This window comes from Streptomyces sp. PH9007 (assembly GCF_059813725.1).
In genome coordinates, this window is the sequence record NZ_CM187440.1 from 883,458 (window position 1) to 899,576 (window position 16,119).

Sequence of the window (16,119 nt, forward strand, 5' to 3'; positions counted from 1 at the left end):
ACCGCTCGCCGACCGCCGCCTGTCAACACTTTCCTGACCTGGGGATTCTCATCAAAACTCCAGGTCAGTGCCAATCCGCGCCGCCGGACCGACAGACCCAGCACACATCGTTCGGCGGTATCACCGGGTCCGGGGATCACTCATTCAGCCGGTCGTACACGGTCCGTCCGGCCACCACCGTGCGCAGACAGGCGGGGGTCGGACCGCCCGGGGTGAGATCGGGCAGCCCCGGCGTGGCGGCCCGCGGATCGGTGGACCAGCGTGCGATGCGGTCGTCGGGGGTCTGGACGATCAGCTCCCCGGTGCTCCACAGCGCGTAGTCGGCGGGCGCGCCGGGGACCAGGGCGCCCGCGTCGTCCCGGCCGATGGCGCGCCAGCCGCCGCGGGTGTGCGCGGTGAAGGCGGCGCGCACCGAGATCCGGTGCTCGGGGGTGCGGTGGAAGGCGGCGGCGCGCAGCGTCCCCCACGGGTCGAGCGGGGTGACGGGGGCGTCCGAGCCCAGGGCCAGCGGCACCCCGGCGCGCAGCAGGGCGGCGTACGGGTTGAGCGTGCGGGCCCGGTCGGCGCCCAGCCGCTGCGCGTACATGCCGTTCTCGCCGCCCCACGCGGCGTCGAAGGCGGGCTGTACGGAGGCGGTCAGGGCGAGTTCGGCGAAGGCGTCGATGTGCCCGGCGGTGAGCAGCATGGCGTGCTCGACGCGGTGCCGCATGGCGCGTACCCGGGTGAGCCCGACCTGCTCGGCGGCGGCGCGCACGCCCTGGGTGACGGAGCCGATCGCGGCGTCGCCGATGGCGTGGAAGCCGGCCTGGAGCCCCGCCTCGGTGCAGGCGGCGACGTGGGCGGCGATGGTGTCCGCGTCCAGGTGGGCGGTGCCGGTGTGGTCCGCGTCGTGGTACGGGGCGTGCAGGTGGGCGGTGTGGGAGCCCAGGGAGCCGTCCGCGAAGAAGTCGCCGCCCGCGCCGATCGCGCCGAGGTCACGCACCCGGGCGGCGGCCTTGGCGCCGGTGACGAGTTCGCCCCAGTAGCCGACGACGCGCGGGCCGGGCTCGGCGGCGGCGAGCGCGAGCAGGCCCCTGAGGTCGTCCTCGCTGGAGATGTCGGGCCCGGCGCACTCGTGCAGGGTGCCGATGCCCAGGGCGGCGGCGCGGCGCAGCGTGGCACGCTGGGCGTCGGCGCGCTGGGCGTCGGTGAGGGCGGCGTCGGCGGCGTGCCGTACGGCGTGGTGGGCGTCCCCGGTGAGCGCGCCGTCCGCCCGGTAGCCGGGCAGGCCGGTGACGCCGGGCACCAGGTCGAGCAGGGCGGTGGTGGCCAGCGCGGAGTGGGCGTCGACGCGGGTCAGATAGAGCGGGCGGTGGCCGGCCGCCTCGTCGAGTTCGGCGCGGGCGGGCGGGCGTCCGCCGGGCCAGCCCGAGGCGTCCCAGCCGTGGCCCAGCAGCGCAGCGCCGGCCGGGCGGCCCGCGACGTACTCCCGGATCCGGCTCAGCGCCTCGGCGGGGGTGGCGCAGCCGGTGAGGTCGAGCCCGGTGAGCGCGAGGCCGGTGGCGGTGGCGTGCACGTGCGCGTCGGTGAACGCGGGGGTGACGAGGGCCCCGTCGAGGTCGATCACCTCGTCGGCGGTGGCGGCGAGCGAGTCGGCGGCGCCCTCGGAGCCGACCCAGGCGATGCGGTCGCCCTCGACGGCCATCGCGGTGGCGAAGGGATCGGCGGGGCTGTGCACCTCGCCGCGGCGCAGCAGTACGGTGCGGGGCCGCCCGGGGGTGGTGCTGGTGGAGCTGTCGGTCATGGGCCCAGTCTCCCCGGTGCGGACGCGGGGCTCAGATCCGGGGCGGGCGGGCCTCGTACGGGGTGGACAGGACGACGGTGGTGCGGGTGGAGACGCCGGCCAGCGAACGGACCCGGGCCAGCAGGTGCTCCAGCTCGATGGGCGTGCCGACGCGGACCTTCAGGATGTAGTTCTCGTCGCCCGCGACGCTGTGGCAGGCCTCGATCTCGGGCACCTCGGCGAGCCGTTCCGCGATGTCGTCTGGGGCGCTGGGGTCGAACGGTTTGACGGAGATGAACGCGGTCAGCGGCAGAGCGATGGCCTGCGGGTCGACGATGGCGCTGTAGCCGCGGATGACGCCGCGCTGTTCCAGGCGGCGTACCCGCTGGTGCACGGCCGAGGTGGAAAGCCCGGTGGCCTTTCCGAGGTCGGTATAGCTCATCCGCCCGTCCTTGACGAGCAACTCCACGATCCGGCGATCCAGTTCCTCCACGGTGCGTAACCTACCGGACGCGGGCGGGGCCCGGGGGCGTACCGGGGGCGGGGGTAGGGTGCGGGGGTGTCTTCCGCTATCGAACTGGTGATTTTCGACTGCGACGGGGTGCTGGTGGACAGCGAGCCCCTGGCGCTGCGCGTGTGTGTGGAGCTGGGCGCCGAGCTGGGCTGGCCGCTGACCGAGCGGGAGATCGTCGACCGGTTCCTGGGGCGCTCCGAGCGCTCGGTGAGCGCGCAGGTCGCCGAGCGGCTGGGCGCCGAGGCGGCGGCGCGGTGGAACGCGCTGTACCGCTCCCGGCTGGCGGCGGCGATCGACGCGGAGCTGCTGCCGGTGCCCGGGGTCATCGAGGCGCTGGACGCGATCGTGCTGCCGCGCTGCATCGCCTCCAGCGGCTCGCACGAGAAGATGCGGCGCACGCTGGGCCGCACCGGCCTGTGGGAGCGGTTCGAGGGGCGGATCTTCAGCGCCTCGGAGGTGGCGCGGGGCAAGCCGGAGCCGGATCTGTTCCTGCACGCCGCACAGCGGCTGGGGGTGGAGCCGGCGCGCTGCGCGGTGGTGGAGGACAGCCAGTACGGCGTGCGGGCGGCGCGGGCGGCCGGGATGCGGTCCTTCGGGTACGCGGGCGGGCTGACCCCGGCGCCGTGGCTGGAGGGCGCGGACACGGTGGTGTTCGAGGACATGCGCAAGCTGCCGGACCTGCTGCGGAGCATCGAGCAGGGATGATGCCGGCATCCGCCGATCGGTGGATGCGAGGTCTGGCCCGGTGGGCGATGTGGCGGGAGTGCCCGCCGCGGAACCCTGGTGTGCATGGCAATCATCGAAGTCAGCGGGCTGCGCAAGCGTTACGGGGGCAGGCCCGTGGTCGACGGGGTGTCCTTCTCCGTCGACGAGGGGGAGATCTTCGGCATCCTCGGGCCGAACGGGGCGGGCAAGACCACGACGGTGGAGTGCGTCGAGGGTCTGCGGGTGCCGGACGAAGGGCACGTGCGGGTGGCGGGGTTCGACCCGCTGAAGGACCGCGCGGAGGTGACCGAGCTGCTGGGGGCGCAGCTGCAGCAGAGCGCGCTCCAGCCCAAGCTCACGGTCCGGGAGTCGCTGGAGCTGTACGCCTCGTTCTACCGGCGGCCGGCCGACTGGCGGCCGCTGGCGGAGCGGCTGGGCCTGGGTGACCAGTTGGGCACGCGGTTCGCGAAGCTGTCGGGCGGTCAGCAGCAGCGGCTGTTCATCGCGCTTGCCCTGATCGGGAGTCCGCGGGTGGTCGTGCTGGACGAACTGACGACGGGGCTCGATCCGCACGGCCGGCGGGAGACGTGGGAGCTGATCGAGGAGGTACGGAACTCGGGCGTCACCGTGCTGCTGGTCACCCACTTCATGGAGGAGGCCCAGCGGCTGTGCGACCGGGTCGCCGTCATCGACAGCGGGCGGATCGCGGCGCTCGACACACCGCAGGGGCTCATCGAGCGGGCGGCCGGTTCCACGGTCATCTCCTTCGTCCCGTCCCGGCCGCTGAGCGACGACGAGCTGGCCGCGCTGCCGCTGGTGCGCTGGGAGCGGCGCAAGGACGACCGGCTGGTGATCGAGGGCGACGACGCGTCGGCCAACGCGGTCATCGCCCTGCTGGCCCGGCAGCGGATCACGGTCCGGCAGTTGCGCGTCACCGACGCCACCCTTGACGACGCCTATCTCGGCCTGACCGCGAAGGAGAGCTGACATGTCGACCACGCATGCTTCCCGGGCGGTGCTGAGGAGCGAGTTCCGGCTGTTCGGCCGGGAGCCGGGGGCGATCTTCTGGATTCTGGTCTTCCCCACCGCGCTGATCACGATCCTGGGGCTGATCCCGGCCTTCCGCGAGGTGGGCGACGATCTGGACGGCCGGCGGGTCATCGACCTGTACGTGCCGGTGGCCGTCCTGCTGTCGATGATCGTGGCCGGTATCCAGTCGATGCCGGCGGTGCTGGTGGGATACCGCGAGCGCGGCATCCTGCGCCGGCTGTCCGCCACCCCGGCCCGGCCGCAGAGCCTGCTGACGGCTCAGCTGGTGCTGCACGGGGCGGCGATCGCCCTGTCGGTGCTGCTGGCCCTGACGGTGGGCCGACTGGTGTTCGACGTGGCGCTGCCGGGTCAGCTCGCCGGGTACCTCCTGGCGGTGGTCCTCACAGCGGCAGCCGCTCTGGCGCTGGGGGCCACCATCGCGGCCGTGTCCCGTACCAGCAAGATCGCGCAGACGGTCGGCACCATCGTCTTCTTCCCGGCGATGTTCACCGCCGGTGTGTGGCTGCCGGTGCAGACGATGCCGGACACCCTGCGCGAGATCGTCCAGCTGACCCCGTTCGGGGCCGCCTCCCAGGCTCTGGACCAGGCCGCCACGGGCAGTTGGCCCGGCTGGGCACCGCTGGGGCTGACCGCGCTGTGGGCCCTCCTGCTGACCGCCGTGGCCGTCCGCCGGTTCCGCTGGGAGTAGCACCGTGCGTGCGGGCGGAGGGGAGACGGACGGCATGCTGGAGGGCATGACGGACACCCGGATCACGGTCGAGGAGGGCTGGGAGCGGTTCTACCGCTGGGGCCCCTACGGCGCGCTGGCGCTCGGCGCGCTGCTGGCCCTGCTCACCTTCGGGATCATCACCACGCCCAGGGGTCTGTACGTCGGCGGTGTGCTGGTGACCGCCGCCGTCGCCCTCCAGGTGTGGCGGGGGCGTGCGCTGCGCCGCGGCGACCCGCCGGGCTCGGTCGCCGGCCAGGTCTACTACTGGACCCGGGCCGCGCTCGCCTTCGCCCTCAACTGGATCAACCCGTTCTTCGGCGTCTACGCGGTGCTCGGCTACTTCGACCCGGCCCGGCTGCTGCCCGGCCGGGCCGTCCGGGCCGGACTGCTGGCGACCGCGGTCATCATGGCCGGCTCCAACATGGGGGGCTTCCCGCCGCAGGGGGCCGTGTCCTGGGTCGGGTTCGGGGCGCTGTTCGTGCTGCACGGCTCCCTCACCCTGGTATTCGGCCATCTCGGCGGCCGTGAGGAGGAGCGCGCCCGGGCCAGGGCCGCCACCATCGAGGAGCTGGAGCGCGCCAACACCCGACTGGAGCAGGCGCTGCGGGACAACGCCGCCCTGCAGAACATGCTGGTCGTCCAGGCCCGGGAGGCCGGGATCACCCAGGAACGGCAGCGGCTGGCGGCCGAGATCCACGACACCATCGCCCAGGGGCTCACCGGGATCATCACCCAGCTCCAGGCCGCCACCGCCGCCACCGACGAGGCCACCTCGCGGGCCCATGTGACACGGGCCGCGACGCTGGCCAGGACGAGCCTGGGCGAGGCCCGCCGCTCGGTGCAGAACCTGGGCCCCGGGGCGCTGGAGCACCACAGTCTGGCCGAGGCCCTCAAGAAGGCCGTGGACGCGTGGACGGAGGAGTTCGGGGTGCAGGCGATGTTCACCATCACCGGCACCGTGGAGCCGTTGCACGAGGAGGTGGAGGCCACCTTGCTGCGCATCGCCCAGGAGGCGCTGGCCAACGCAGGACGGCACGCGGCGGCCGGCCGGGTCGGGGTCACCCTGTCGTACATGGACGACGAGGTGACCCTGGACGTGCGCGACGACGGCCGGGGATTCGACCTGCGGGTGCCGCGTCCGAGGGAGAGCCCCGGCGGCTTCGGGCTCGGCGGGATGCGGGCCCGCGCGGTACGGCTGGCCGGCACCGTGGACATCGAATCCGAGCCCGGCCAGGGCACCGCGGTCTCCGCTCGCGTACCGTTGGTGCGCCATGGCTGAGCAACGCCCCATCACCCTGCTGATCGTTGACGACCACCCCGTCGTCCGGGACGGCCTGCGCGGCATGTTCGCCACCGCGCCCGAGTTCGAGGTCCTCGGTGAGGCGGCGGACGGGCCCACGGGCGTGGAACTGGCGCGGCGCCTGACGCCGGACGTGGTGCTGATGGATCTGCGGATGCCGGGCGGCGGCGGAGTGGCGGCCATCCGCGAACTCGGCCGCCGCGGCCTGAGCAGCAAGGTGCTCGTCCTCACCACCTACGACACCGACTCCGACACCCTCCCGGCCATCGAGGCGGGCGCCACCGGCTATCTGCTGAAGGACACCCCGCGCGAGGACCTGTTCGCCGCGGTCCGGGCGGCGGCGGAGGGCCGTACGGTGCTCTCCCCGGCGGTGGCGACGCGGCTGGTCTCCCGGGTCCGCGAGCCCGGCGGCGAGGCGCTGAGCGCCCGCGAACGCCAGGTGCTCGGGCTCGTCGCCAAGGGCGGCTCCAACCGGGAGATCGCCGCCGAGCTGTTCATCAGCGAGGCCACCGTGAAGACCCACCTGGCCCACCTCTACACCAAACTGGGCGTCAAGGACCGCGCGGCGGCCGTCGCCACGGCATACGAACGCGGCATCCTCGGCTAGCGCGTCCTCTCGGAAGCCGAACCCCGCCGCGGATACTGGGGCATGGCCGTCTACGACACGCTCGGTCCGACGTACGCGGACAACCGCCGGCCCGACCCGCGGATCGCCGCCCGCCTCCACGCGGCGCTCGGCGCGGCGGCGACCGTCGTCAACGTGGGGGCCGGCAGCGGATCCTACGAACCGGCTCGCACCGTCCTCGCGGTGGAGCCCAGCCGGGTGATGATCGACCAGCGCCCGCCGGGATCGGCCGCCGCCGTGCGCGCCATCGCCGAACGGCTGCCGCTGCGCGACAACGCCGCGGACGCCGTACTCGCGGTGCTGACGCTCCACCACTGGAGTGATGTCGCCGCCGGGGTCGCCGAACTGCGCCGGGTCGCGCGGCGCCGCATCGTCATCCTGACGTGGGATCACGAGGTCTTCCGCGAACGGTTCTGGCTGTTCCGGGAGTACCTTCCGCAGGCCGCCGCCTTCGACGACGGCCGCGCCCTGCCGATGGCCGCGCTGGTGACGCTGCTCGGCGGCGGACGCCAGGAGGCCGTACCGCTCCCCCACGACTGCACGGATGGCTTCGCCGCGGCCTACTGGCGCCGCCCGCACGCCTATCTGGACCCCGGGGTGCGGTCCGCGATCTCCTCCCTCGCCCAACTCGCCCCGGCCACGCTCGCCCCCGGGCTGGCCCGGCTGGCCGAGGACCTGGCCACCGGCCGCTGGCAGCGGCGCCACGCGGACCTGTTGGCCCGCCAGACCCTGGACGTCGGCTACCGGCTCCTGGTGGCGGACACCTGACCCGCAGGGCCCGGCAGAACTGCCCACACGAACGGCACCGCCCCGGGGGCCGCTCCCTCCTCACCCCACCTGCGGCCCGGCGGTGATCAGGTCCTCGCCGCGTGCCAGCAGGCGGGAGAGTTCCAGGCCGTCCGGGGCCAGGGCCGTGATCAGGGCGCCGGGGCCCGCCAGCGGGGTCAGGACGGCGGTGGGGCCGAGCAGCTCCGGTTCCACCGGCCGTTTCCCGAGGTCGGGATCGACCACCAGCAGTTGGCCCACGGCCCGGTGCGATCCCAGCACCGCACCGCTGCGCCACCCCGGGGCCCCGGGGCCGAAGCTCAGCTCCTGGTCCAGCAGGGGCCGCCCGCCACGGCGCACGGTCAGGCGGGTGGTGAGCCGCCCCGCCGGTTCACCCGCGCGCCCCAGGATCTGCTGTTCCCGCAGCCACAGCCGGGCGCCCGGCGCCAGCGCCACCCGCGTGGTCATCCGCAGCACGCTGTCCGCCGCACAGATCAGCGGCTCCGGCCACCAGTGCAGGACGCCGCCCTCCCCCACCGTCAGCTCGGTGTCGTAGGACGCCTCCGCGCCGTCCCGGCCCGGCCCGGGCAGGGCCACCATGGACGCCGCCGAGGTCACCCGCAGCGCCGCGCCGGGCTCCACCGTCACGGACATCCGCAGCCGGTCGCCGCCCAGCGGCCCGCTCATCCCGCCGACCGTCGTGACCTGCGCCCACGTCCCCCCGGCCCGCTCCCGGGGCCGGGTGCGCCGTACCGCCAGCGGCCCCTCACCGCTCAGCACCGGCAGCCGGCCACCGGGAGCCGCCGTGATCCTGGCCCGCGCCCGGACGGTCATACGGCCGCCGGGGCCGGTGCGGCCCACGCGGCCAGCCGCTCCCGTACCCACTCCCGCACCGGTGCCACCCCGTCCGGCGCCCGCAGCGAGGTGAAGGCGACCGGCAGGTCCCCGCGCTGCGCCTTCGCGTCGCGCGCCATGGCCGCCAGGTCGGAGCCGACGTACGGCGCCAGGTCGGTCTTGTTGACCACCAGCAGGTCGGAGCCGGTCACCCCGGGGCCGCCCTTGCGCGGGATGTCGTCCCCCGCCGCCACGTCGATGACGAAGATCTGTGCGTCCACCAGGCCCCGGGAGAAGGTGGCGGTGAGGTTGTCGCCGCCCGACTCCACCAGGATCAGATCCAGCGGGCCGTTGGCGTCCTCCAGTTCCTCCACGGCCTCCAGGTTGGCGGAGATGTCGTCGCGGATCGCGGTGTGCGGGCAGGCGCCGGTCTCCACCGCCGTGATCCGCTCGGGCGGCAGAACGGCCTCGCGCAGCAGATGGTCGGCGTCCTCGCGGGTGTAGATGTCGTTCGTGACCACCGCGATGGACAGTTCGGCACGCAGCGCCCGGCACAGGGCCGCGACGGTGGCGGTCTTGCCGGAGCCGACCGGTCCGCCCAGGCCGATGCGCAGGGCGCGCCGCCGGCCGTCCGGGCGCAGGGGGCTTCCGCTGCTGGAGGAAGGCCCGGCGCCGTGCGTGTGCCGCTCCGGGAAGGTTTCGGGATGGTCCAGGTGCATGGGCTCTCTCCTCGGGAGGCGGTGGGGCAGCGGTCAGGAGGCGAACAGCCGGCCGGTCCGCACGGCGTGCTGCTGCGCGGCGATGTCGAGCAGCGGGGCGGAGGCGGCGGGCAGGGCGTCGGTGCCGTGCGCGGGCAGGTCCAGCGCCGCTTGTACGGCGCGGGCGGCCACCGCGTCGATCCCGGGGCCGAGGCGGGCGAGCAGCGCGGTGGCGTCGAAGGGGTCGAGCCCCAGCAGCCGTACCACCGCGGTGGCCGGGCCGCTGACCGATTCGTACGCGGCGGCCTGGGCGGCGTCGTACGGGGTGAGCCCGGCGGCGCGGGCGGCCAGGCCCAGCACGACGGGCTGGTGGAGGCCGCCGGGATGGCGGCGGGCGACGGCGTCCAGGGCGGGATCGGGCCAGGTGGCACGGGCGGCGCGCAGCAGTTGCCGCCCCAGCCGGCGGGCGGTGACGCGCAGGGCGGGAGCGGGGGTCCGGGCGTCGGCGGCGGCGTCGAGTTCTCCCGGGTCGTGGCCGGCGGCCCCGGCGGCGGCGAGGGCGGCGGCGACCAGTCCGGTGGTGTGCAGCCGGCCGTGACAGAAGCCGGCGAGGTCCTCGGGGCCGGTGAGGTGTCCGGCGCGTACGGCGGCCTCCGCCCCGCCGGAGTGGGCGTGGGCCCCGGCGGGGAAGCGGCCGTCGGCGAGCAGCAGCAGTGCGGCGGCCGGCATCAGAAGAGGAAGTAGCGCTGGGCCAGGGGGAGTTCCGTGGCGGGTTCGGGGACGACCCGGTCGCCGTCGATGGTGACGGTGAAGGTGTCGGGGTCGACGGTGACATGGGGCCGCGCGTCGTTGTTGCGCATGTCGGCCTTTCCGGTCCGCCGGGTGTCGCGGATCGCGGTGAACCGTTTCCCCACCCCGAGGCGTTCGGGCAGCCCGTCGTGCACGGCGGCCTCGGTGACGAAGTTGAGCGAGTTGGCGGCCGGGGCGCGGCCGACACCGCCGAACATGGGCCGGGGCAGCACCGGCTGCGGCGTGGGGATGGAGGCGTTGGCGTCGCCCATCTGGGCGTACGCGATCTGGCCGCCCTTGAGCACCACGTCGGGCTTCACACCGAAGAACGCCGGCTGCCACAGCACCAGATCGGCGAGCTTGCCGGGGGTCACCGAGCCGATCTCGTGGTCCAGGCCCTGCGCGATCGCCGGGTTGATCGTGTACTTGGCCACGTAGCGGCGGGCCCGGTGGTTGTCGGCGGGGCCGTCCCCGGGCAGCGCGCCGCGCCGCCGCTTCATCACGTGCGCGGTCTGCCAGGTGCGCAGGATGACCTCGCCCGCGCGGCCCATGGCCTGGGAGTCGGAGGACAGGATCGAGATGGCCCCGAGGTCGTGCAGGATGTCCTCGGCCGCGATGGTGGTGGGCCGGATGCGGGATTCGGCGAAGGCCAGGTCCTCGGGGACGGCCGGGTTGAGGTGGTGGCAGACCATCAGCATGTCGAGGTGTTCCTCGACCGTGTTGACGGTGTGCGGCCGGGTGGGGTTGGTGGAGGACGGCAGCACGTGCGGTTCGGAGACCACGGTGATGATGTCGGGCGCGTGCCCGCCGCCGGCGCCCTCGGTGTGGTAGGCGTGGATGGACCGCCCGCCGATCGCGGCGAGGGTGTCGGCGACGAACCCGGCCTCGTTCAGGGTGTCGGTGTGCAGGGCGAGCTGGGCGCCGGACTCGTCGCACACCCGCAGACAGGCGTCGATGACGGCCGGGGTGGCGCCCCAGTCCTCATGGATCTTGAAGCCGACGGCGCCCGCGCGCAGCTGGGCGCGCATGGCGTCCTGGGCGGTGGTGTTGCCCTTGCCGAGCAGCCCGAGGTTGACGGGGTAGCCGTCCATGGCCTCGAAGATCCGGGCCAGGTGCCAGGCGCCGGGGGTGACGGTGGTGGCCTTGGAGCCCTCGGCGGGGCCGGTGCCGCCGCCGACGAGGGTGGTGACACCGGAGGCGAGGGACGCCTGGGCGATCTGCGGGCAGATGAGATGGACGTGGGCGTCGACGCCGCCGGCGGTGAGGATCTTGCCGTTGCCCGCGATGATCTCGGTTTCCGGGCCGATGATCAGCTCGGGGTGTACCCCGTCCATGGTGTCGGGGTTGCCCGCCTTGCCGAGCGCGGTGATCCGGCCGTCCCTGATGCCCACATCGGCCTTGCCGGTCCGGTCGTGGTCCAGGACGATCACGCCGGTGATCACCGTGTCCGGGGCGCCCTCGGCGCGGCTGACCCGGGACTGGCCCATCGATTCGCGGATGACCTTGCCGCCGCCGAAGACGGCTTCCTCCCCGGCCCGGCCGGGGCCGCCGCACAGGTCCTCCTCGATCTCGATGAACAGATCCGTGTCGGCCAGCCGCACCCGGTCCCCGGTGGTGGGGCCGAAGAGATCCGCGTACGCCGCCCTGCCGAGTTCAGCCATCGCCCGTCCTCTCGTTCGCTTCCGCACCCGCTGCCGCCTCGCACCGGAGCGCACCGGATACCGGCGTTCCGGCCGCGGCCCCGCGCGCGTCGCCGTTCACAGCGGCCCGTTCGTCTCGCCGCGCAGCCCCGGGACGATCCGCCGGCCGGCGATCGGCACCAGCTCGACCTCCACCGGGATGCCGGGCTCGAAGCGGACGGCGGTGCCCGCGGCGATGCCCAGCCGCTTGCCGTGCGCGGCGGCGCGGTCGAAGTCCAGGCCGGGGTTGGCCTCGGCGAAGTGGTAGTGCGAGCCGACCTGCACGGGCCGGTCCGCGGTGTTCCGTACGGTCAGCCGGGTGACCGGCGCGCCCTCGTTGAGCGGGACGGGGGTGTCGGCGTAGCGGATCTCGCCAGGGATCACAGGGGGGTACTCCCGCCGGTCGGAGGTCAGACGATGGGCTCGTGGACGGTGACGAGCTTGGTGCCGTCCGGGAAGGTGGCCTCGACCTGGACGTCGTGGATCATCTCCGGGACGCCCTCCATCACCTCGGCGCGGGTGAGGACCTCGCGCCCGGAGGCCATGAGTTCGGCCACGGTGCGGCCGTCGCGGGCGCCCTCCAGAATGTGCGAGGTGATCAGGGCGACGGCCTCCGGGTGGTTGAGCCGCAGCCCCCGGTCGCGCCGCCGGGCGGCCACGTCGGCGGCCACATGGATCAGCAGCCGCTCCTGCTCGTGCGGGGTCAGTCGCATCGCTCGTTCCACCTCGCCGTCGTCACCGGGCGGTACGCGCCGGTCACCGGGAGGCTAGTTCGGCCGCGTTTCATGGGCGTTACTTCCATACAGAAGTATCTTCACGGTCTCCCTCACCGGACGTGACCGACATCAAAGAATTAGCTGTTGTCGAATGGACAAGGCAGGGTAGAAGCCCCGGCGCACGGGACGTGAGCTGGACAGTCATGGATGCAAGGAGCCACATGAAGATCGGGATCGTCGGAGCCACCGGCCAGGTCGGCGGTGTGATGCGCGGGATTCTGGCAGAACGGAAGTTCCCGGCCGATCAGCTGCGGCTGTTCGCCTCCGCCCGTTCCGCGGGCCGTACGCTGCCGTGGCAGGGCGGCGAGGTCACCGTCGAGGACGCCGCCACCGCCGATTACTCCGGCCTGGACATCGTGCTGTTCTCGGCGGGCAAGACCACCTCCAGGGCGCTGGCCGAGAAGGTCGCCGCCGCGGGCGCCGTGGTGATCGACAACTCCTCCGGCTGGCGCATGGACCCCGAGGTCCCGCTGGTGGTCTCGGAGGTCAACCCCCACGCGATCGCCGACCGCCCCAAGGGCATCATCGCCAACCCGAACTGCACCACCATGGCCGCGATGCCGGTGCTGCGCCCGCTGCACGCCGCAGCCGGGCTCACCTCCCTGGTCGTCGCCACCTACCAGGCGGTCTCCGGGAGCGGGCTGGCCGGGGTCGCCGAGCTGGACGAGCAGACGCGGGCGGCCGTCGCCCAGGACGCCACCCGGCTGACCTTCGACGGCACCGCGGTGGACTTCCCCGCCCCGAACAACTACGTGCGGCCCATCGCCTTCAACGTGCTGCCGATGGCCGGCTCCATCGTGGACGACGGCCTGGACGAGACCGACGAGGAGCAGAAGCTCCGCAACGAGAGCCGCAAGATCCTGGAGATCCCGGGCCTGAAGGTGTCCGGCACCTGTGTGCGGGTGCCGGTCTTCTCCGGCCACTCCCTCCAGATCAACGCCCGCTTCGACCAGCCGCTGAGCCCGGACCGGGCCCGCGAGCTGCTGGCGGACGCCGAGGGCGTGGTCCTGTCGGACGTGCCCACCCCGCAGCAGGCGGCCGGCCGCGACGCCAGCTACGTGGGCCGCATCCGCCGTGACGAGACGGTGGAGCACGGTCTGGCCCTGTTCGTCGCCAACGACAACCTCCGCAAGGGCGCGGCGCTCAACGCCGTCCAGATCGCGGAGCTGGTGGCGGCCGAGCGCGGCTGAGCGCCGACCGCCCGTGGGTGAAGGCCGTCGGGCCGTCACCCACGGGCGGCCCGGGACGTTCCCGGGCCGCCGCGACCGGACGAGGTGGTCCGGGCCCGGGCCGACGGCTCGTCCGCGTTCTCCCCGTACGGCCCCGTACCCGCCCGGGCGCCGCCGGACTCCCCCGCGTGTGCGGCCCGGTCTCAGCAGTCGCACCCGCAGTTGCAGTCGCAGCTGTCGCAGCACCCGCCGTCGTCGCCGTCCTCACCGCAGGAACAGCACGAGCAGCAGTCGCACCCGCTGCAGCACTCGCAGTAGTGGCAGCAGCCGTGCCGCTCCTTGCCGGTCCACGGATCCGTGTAGTCCTCGCGGCAGCAGACCTGGCAGGTGCAGAACATGCCCGACCAGACCAGACAGCCGGCCGCCCAGCCCCGCCGGCGGCGCCCGGGGTCCGGCGGGTCCGTGAGGTCCGGCGGGCCCGTGAGATCGGGCACCGCCTGCGCGGTGGCACCGTGCCGGCACGCCGCCCCGCCGGGACCGGCGAACGTACGGTCCACCGCCCGCCGCAGCTCGTGCACGAGCAGCACATGCGCCAGCCGCTCGTCGCGGAACTCCGCCTCCCGCAGGGCCAGTCGCACCCCCAGCACCGCGTCGTCGCACAGCCGCCGTGCCTCCGCCCGGGTGGTGGCGGTGGCGGTGAGCGGGTTCCAGGCACCGTCCCGGGCGTCCTGATCCTGGTCCTCCACCGCGTCCAGCAGATGCGCCAGCCGCCCGAAGTACCGCCCGGCGTCCGCCAGCGCCCGGGCGTTGCCCGGACGCCCCGCCAGGGTGGCCGTGTGCGCGAACGCCGCGGCCGTCGCCGTTTCGGTCGGCTCGGTCACGGCCAGCAGCGGGCCGCCCGGCACCGCCGCCGCCTCCAGCTCCTGCTGCCGGCCGATGGCGTCCGTGAGCAGCGTCGCGTCAAACCCCACCGCCGCCCCGCCCCTGGCACCGGCCCGCTCCCAGCCGCGCGCCACCCGCCCGGCCGCCACCGCCAGCGAACGGCGGCGCAGCGCCCCGTCCCCGTCCAGCGCGTGGTCGCGCAGCTTGGCCGAGGCCAGCACCAGGGAGACGGCGGCCGCCAGCGCCGCGCCCTCCCCCCGGGCCACCGAGGCCGTGCGCATGCCGCGCAGCGGGCACGGACCGGCCGTGCGCCGCACCCGCCCGGACTCCGGCGCGGCCTGCGCCTCGTACAGCACGGATATCAGCAGGCCGTCGTAGTTCGTCGCCAGCCGGGCCGCCTGACCGTGCGTGCCGCGCAAGGCCAGGCACAGGCCGCACAAATGCGCCATCCACTGCTCGCCGAGTCCGGCCGGCAGCCGGTGCCGACAGGGCCTGATGATGCCGAACACGCCACGTCCCCCCATGGGTCCACACACAAACCGAAGCCCCCGGCCCATTCCCGGGCCGGGGGCTTCGCAGTGTGTCACCGGGTCCCGCCGCGCGCGGCGGCGGGCCGAGGACTGTGGGGATCCTGTTACGGGATGGTGGCACCCACCGCGTTCAGCGCCGCGACCACCGGCTGGAAGAAGGTGGTACCGCCGCTGGAGCAGTTGCCGCTGCCGCCCGAGGTGATGCCGTGCGCGGTGTTGCCCGAGAAGAGGGCGCCGCCGCTGTCACCGGGCTCGGCGCACACGGTGGTCTGGATGGTGCCGCGCACCGTGCCCTGCGGGTAGGAGACCGACACGTTCAGCGCGGTGACCGTGCCGCTGTGCCGCCCGGTGGTGGAGCCGGAGCGCTCGACCGTCTGGCCGACGACCGGGTTGGCCGCACCGGTGATGGAGCGGGTGGAACCGTTGTACAGGTTCACCGAGCTGGGGCTGGCGATGCTGGAGCTGTACGTGCCGGCCGCGTAGTCGGAGCCCGGGAACACGCTGGTGCTCAGGGTGCCGAAGGCCGCGCCGCCGGAGGTGGCGGACCAGCTGCTGCCGGTCGAGCCGCAGTGACCGGCCGTCAGGAAGCCGCGCTGGCCACCGATGGTGACGTTGAAGCCGAGCGAGCAGCGGGCGCCGGAGGTGTAGATGGCGTCACCACCCGCGATGTAGGGCGAGAACTCGCCCTCGGTCTGCTCCAGGACGGCCTGGCCGCCCAGGGCCTCCACGCCGCTCCGGAGCTCGGCCAGCGCGTCGCCGGTCACGGTGGAGTCCACCGTCACCTTGACGGCGTTGGAGACGGGGTCGATGCCCCAGGCCGTGCCGGGCACGGCGAGTTCCTCGACCTCGTCGGCCGCGGCCTCCAGCTGGGCCAGGGTGTGGTCCACCAGGCGCGCTTCGGCGCCGGTGGCCTGGACCTCGGAGAGGGCGGCGGTGTCCGTGACGTTCACCACGAGGGTTTCGGTCTGGGCGTCGTAGAAGGTGCCGGCCGTGTCGGCGGACAGCGTCTCGTCCAGGGTGGTCGCCAGTTCGACGGCCGCCTGCGAGGACAGGACATCCGGGGTGAAGGTGGGGGTCTGGGCGTTCGCCTGAGACATGGTGAACGTCCCGGCCAGCAGTGCGGCGACACCGGTGGCGGCCATCGTGATACGCCGCGCGGACATGCGTCGGTTTGTCACGCTCGTTTCCTCCTGTGGGGGTTGGAGCCCATTGGCTCCGGAGAGAGCAGGAACCTGACTCTTCAGCCACGTTCATGCCAAGCGGTGATGGCGAGTATTCCCATCCTGCCCCGGCCCACACAAGAACGACTTCACGCCCGACACGGCCGTTCGG

Annotated in this window: 17 protein-coding genes; 7 read left to right on the forward strand and 10 right to left on the reverse strand. The window is 74.0% G+C overall.

Annotated elements, in window-relative coordinates:
- Positions 1-136: 136 nt before the first annotated feature.
- Both ACTFAP_RS03790 and ACTFAP_RS03795 read right to left on the reverse strand, forming a co-directional pair.
- Complete coding sequence (locus ACTFAP_RS03790) at positions 137-1,783, reverse strand: amidohydrolase (RefSeq protein WP_500468242.1); 1,647 nt, start codon at positions 1,781-1,783, stop codon at positions 137-139.
- Positions 1,784-1,814: 31 nt separating this feature from the next.
- Entirely contained in the window at positions 1,815-2,255 is a 441-nt protein-coding gene (locus tag ACTFAP_RS03795) for an Lrp/AsnC family transcriptional regulator (protein WP_390120419.1), read from the reverse strand.
- 66 nt (positions 2,256-2,321) lie between these two features.
- On the opposite strand from ACTFAP_RS03795, the gene ACTFAP_RS03800 reads away from it, so the two are divergent.
- The 6 genes from ACTFAP_RS03800 (at position 2,322) to ACTFAP_RS03825 (ending at position 7,433) form a co-directional block, all read left to right on the forward strand.
- Complete coding sequence (locus tag ACTFAP_RS03800; RefSeq protein ID WP_500468243.1) at positions 2,322-2,981, forward strand: HAD family hydrolase; 660 nt, start codon at positions 2,322-2,324, stop codon at positions 2,979-2,981.
- An 84-nt stretch (positions 2,982-3,065) separates the two neighbouring features.
- On the forward strand, positions 3,066-3,968 hold the full coding sequence (locus ACTFAP_RS03805) for an ABC transporter ATP-binding protein (protein ID WP_500468244.1): 903 nt from the start codon (positions 3,066-3,068) through the stop codon (positions 3,966-3,968).
- 1 nt (position 3,969) lies between these two features.
- The gene (locus ACTFAP_RS03810) at positions 3,970-4,719 is read left to right on the forward strand and encodes an ABC transporter permease (RefSeq protein ID WP_495683474.1); all 750 of its coding nucleotides are present in this window, start codon (positions 3,970-3,972) and stop codon (positions 4,717-4,719) included.
- Between the two features lie 34 nt (positions 4,720-4,753).
- Positions 4,754-6,019 carry a sensor histidine kinase gene (locus tag ACTFAP_RS03815; protein WP_500469392.1) on the forward strand — a complete coding sequence of 422 codons (1,266 nt, stop codon included), beginning with the start codon at positions 4,754-4,756 and terminating at the stop codon, positions 6,017-6,019.
- Positions 6,012-6,647, forward strand: a complete 636-nt coding sequence (locus ACTFAP_RS03820) for a response regulator (RefSeq protein WP_390120430.1) — start codon at positions 6,012-6,014, stop codon at positions 6,645-6,647. The genes ACTFAP_RS03815 and ACTFAP_RS03820 overlap by 8 nt, the downstream gene beginning before the upstream one ends.
- A 42-nt stretch (positions 6,648-6,689) precedes the next feature.
- Positions 6,690-7,433, forward strand: coding sequence for a methyltransferase domain-containing protein (locus ACTFAP_RS03825; protein ID WP_500468245.1), 744 nt, complete (start codon positions 6,690-6,692; stop codon positions 7,431-7,433).
- Between the two features lie 60 nt (positions 7,434-7,493).
- Here the strand turns inward: ACTFAP_RS03825 and ACTFAP_RS03830 are convergent, their stop codons facing one another.
- The 6 genes from ACTFAP_RS03830 to ACTFAP_RS03855 form a co-directional block, all read right to left on the reverse strand.
- Positions 7,494-8,264, reverse strand: coding sequence for an urease accessory protein UreD (locus ACTFAP_RS03830; protein ID WP_495684879.1), 771 nt, complete (start codon positions 8,262-8,264; stop codon positions 7,494-7,496).
- Positions 8,261-8,983, reverse strand: coding sequence for an urease accessory protein UreG (ureG, locus tag ACTFAP_RS03835; protein ID WP_495683476.1), 723 nt, complete (start codon positions 8,981-8,983; stop codon positions 8,261-8,263). Before ureG ends, ACTFAP_RS03830 begins: the two co-directional genes overlap by 4 nt.
- A gap of 33 nt (positions 8,984-9,016) precedes the next feature.
- Positions 9,017-9,691 (reverse strand): urease accessory protein UreF, encoded by a 675-nt coding sequence (locus ACTFAP_RS03840; RefSeq protein WP_400013213.1) that lies wholly within the window; start codon positions 9,689-9,691, stop codon positions 9,017-9,019.
- A complete protein-coding gene (locus tag ACTFAP_RS03845) occupies positions 9,691-11,412 on the reverse strand; it encodes an urease subunit alpha (protein ID WP_500468246.1) in 1,722 nt (573 codons plus the stop codon). The genes ACTFAP_RS03840 and ACTFAP_RS03845 overlap by 1 nt, the downstream gene beginning before the upstream one ends.
- Positions 11,413-11,508: 96 nt before the next feature.
- Positions 11,509-11,814 carry an urease subunit beta gene (locus ACTFAP_RS03850; protein ID WP_030728120.1) on the reverse strand — a complete coding sequence of 102 codons (306 nt, stop codon included), beginning with the start codon at positions 11,812-11,814 and terminating at the stop codon, positions 11,509-11,511.
- A gap of 26 nt (positions 11,815-11,840) precedes the next feature.
- Entirely contained in the window at positions 11,841-12,143 is a 303-nt protein-coding gene (locus ACTFAP_RS03855; protein WP_390120453.1) for an urease subunit gamma, read from the reverse strand.
- 224 nt (positions 12,144-12,367) lie between these two features.
- On the opposite strand from ACTFAP_RS03855, the gene ACTFAP_RS03860 reads away from it, so the two are divergent.
- Positions 12,368-13,396 (forward strand): aspartate-semialdehyde dehydrogenase, encoded by a 1,029-nt coding sequence (locus tag ACTFAP_RS03860; RefSeq protein WP_390120455.1) that lies wholly within the window; start codon positions 12,368-12,370, stop codon positions 13,394-13,396.
- 182 nt (positions 13,397-13,578) lie between these two features.
- Here the strand turns inward: ACTFAP_RS03860 and ACTFAP_RS03865 are convergent, their stop codons facing one another.
- Positions 13,579-14,766 (reverse strand): DUF5685 family protein, encoded by a 1,188-nt coding sequence (locus ACTFAP_RS03865; RefSeq protein ID WP_436981480.1) that lies wholly within the window; start codon positions 14,764-14,766, stop codon positions 13,579-13,581.
- 125 nt (positions 14,767-14,891) lie between these two features.
- Positions 14,892-15,965, reverse strand: coding sequence for a S1 family peptidase (locus tag ACTFAP_RS03870; protein WP_449657409.1), 1,074 nt, complete (start codon positions 15,963-15,965; stop codon positions 14,892-14,894).
- Between the last annotated feature and the right edge of the window lie 154 nt (positions 15,966-16,119).

Bases quoted from the DNA above. Each gene is read 5' to 3' on its own strand.
- ACTFAP_RS03860 (WP_390120455.1), top strand. From the start codon at position 12,368: ATGAAGATCGGGATCGTCGGAGCCACCGGCCAGGTCGGCGGTGTGATG.
- ACTFAP_RS03810 (WP_495683474.1), top strand. From the start codon at position 3,970: ATGTCGACCACGCATGCTTCCCGGGCGGTGCTGAGGAGCGAGTTCCGG.
- ACTFAP_RS03815 (WP_500469392.1), top strand. From the start codon at position 4,754: ATGCTGGAGGGCATGACGGACACCCGGATCACGGTCGAGGAGGGCTGG.
- ACTFAP_RS03840 (WP_400013213.1), bottom strand. From the start codon at position 9,691: ATGCCGGCCGCCGCACTGCTGCTGCTCGCCGACGGCCGCTTCCCCGCC.
- ACTFAP_RS03830 (WP_495684879.1), bottom strand. From the start codon at position 8,264: ATGACCGTCCGGGCGCGGGCCAGGATCACGGCGGCTCCCGGTGGCCGG.
- ACTFAP_RS03855 (WP_390120453.1), bottom strand. From the start codon at position 12,143: ATGCGACTGACCCCGCACGAGCAGGAGCGGCTGCTGATCCATGTGGCC.
- ACTFAP_RS03845 (WP_500468246.1), bottom strand. From the start codon at position 11,412: ATGGCTGAACTCGGCAGGGCGGCGTACGCGGATCTCTTCGGCCCCACC.
- ureG (WP_495683476.1), bottom strand. From the start codon at position 8,983: ATGCACCTGGACCATCCCGAAACCTTCCCGGAGCGGCACACGCACGGC.
- ACTFAP_RS03820 (WP_390120430.1), top strand. From the start codon at position 6,012: ATGGCTGAGCAACGCCCCATCACCCTGCTGATCGTTGACGACCACCCC.
- ACTFAP_RS03790 (WP_500468242.1), bottom strand. From the start codon at position 1,783: ATGACCGACAGCTCCACCAGCACCACCCCCGGGCGGCCCCGCACCGTA.
- ACTFAP_RS03805 (WP_500468244.1), top strand. From the start codon at position 3,066: ATGGCAATCATCGAAGTCAGCGGGCTGCGCAAGCGTTACGGGGGCAGG.
- ACTFAP_RS03825 (WP_500468245.1), top strand. From the start codon at position 6,690: ATGGCCGTCTACGACACGCTCGGTCCGACGTACGCGGACAACCGCCGG.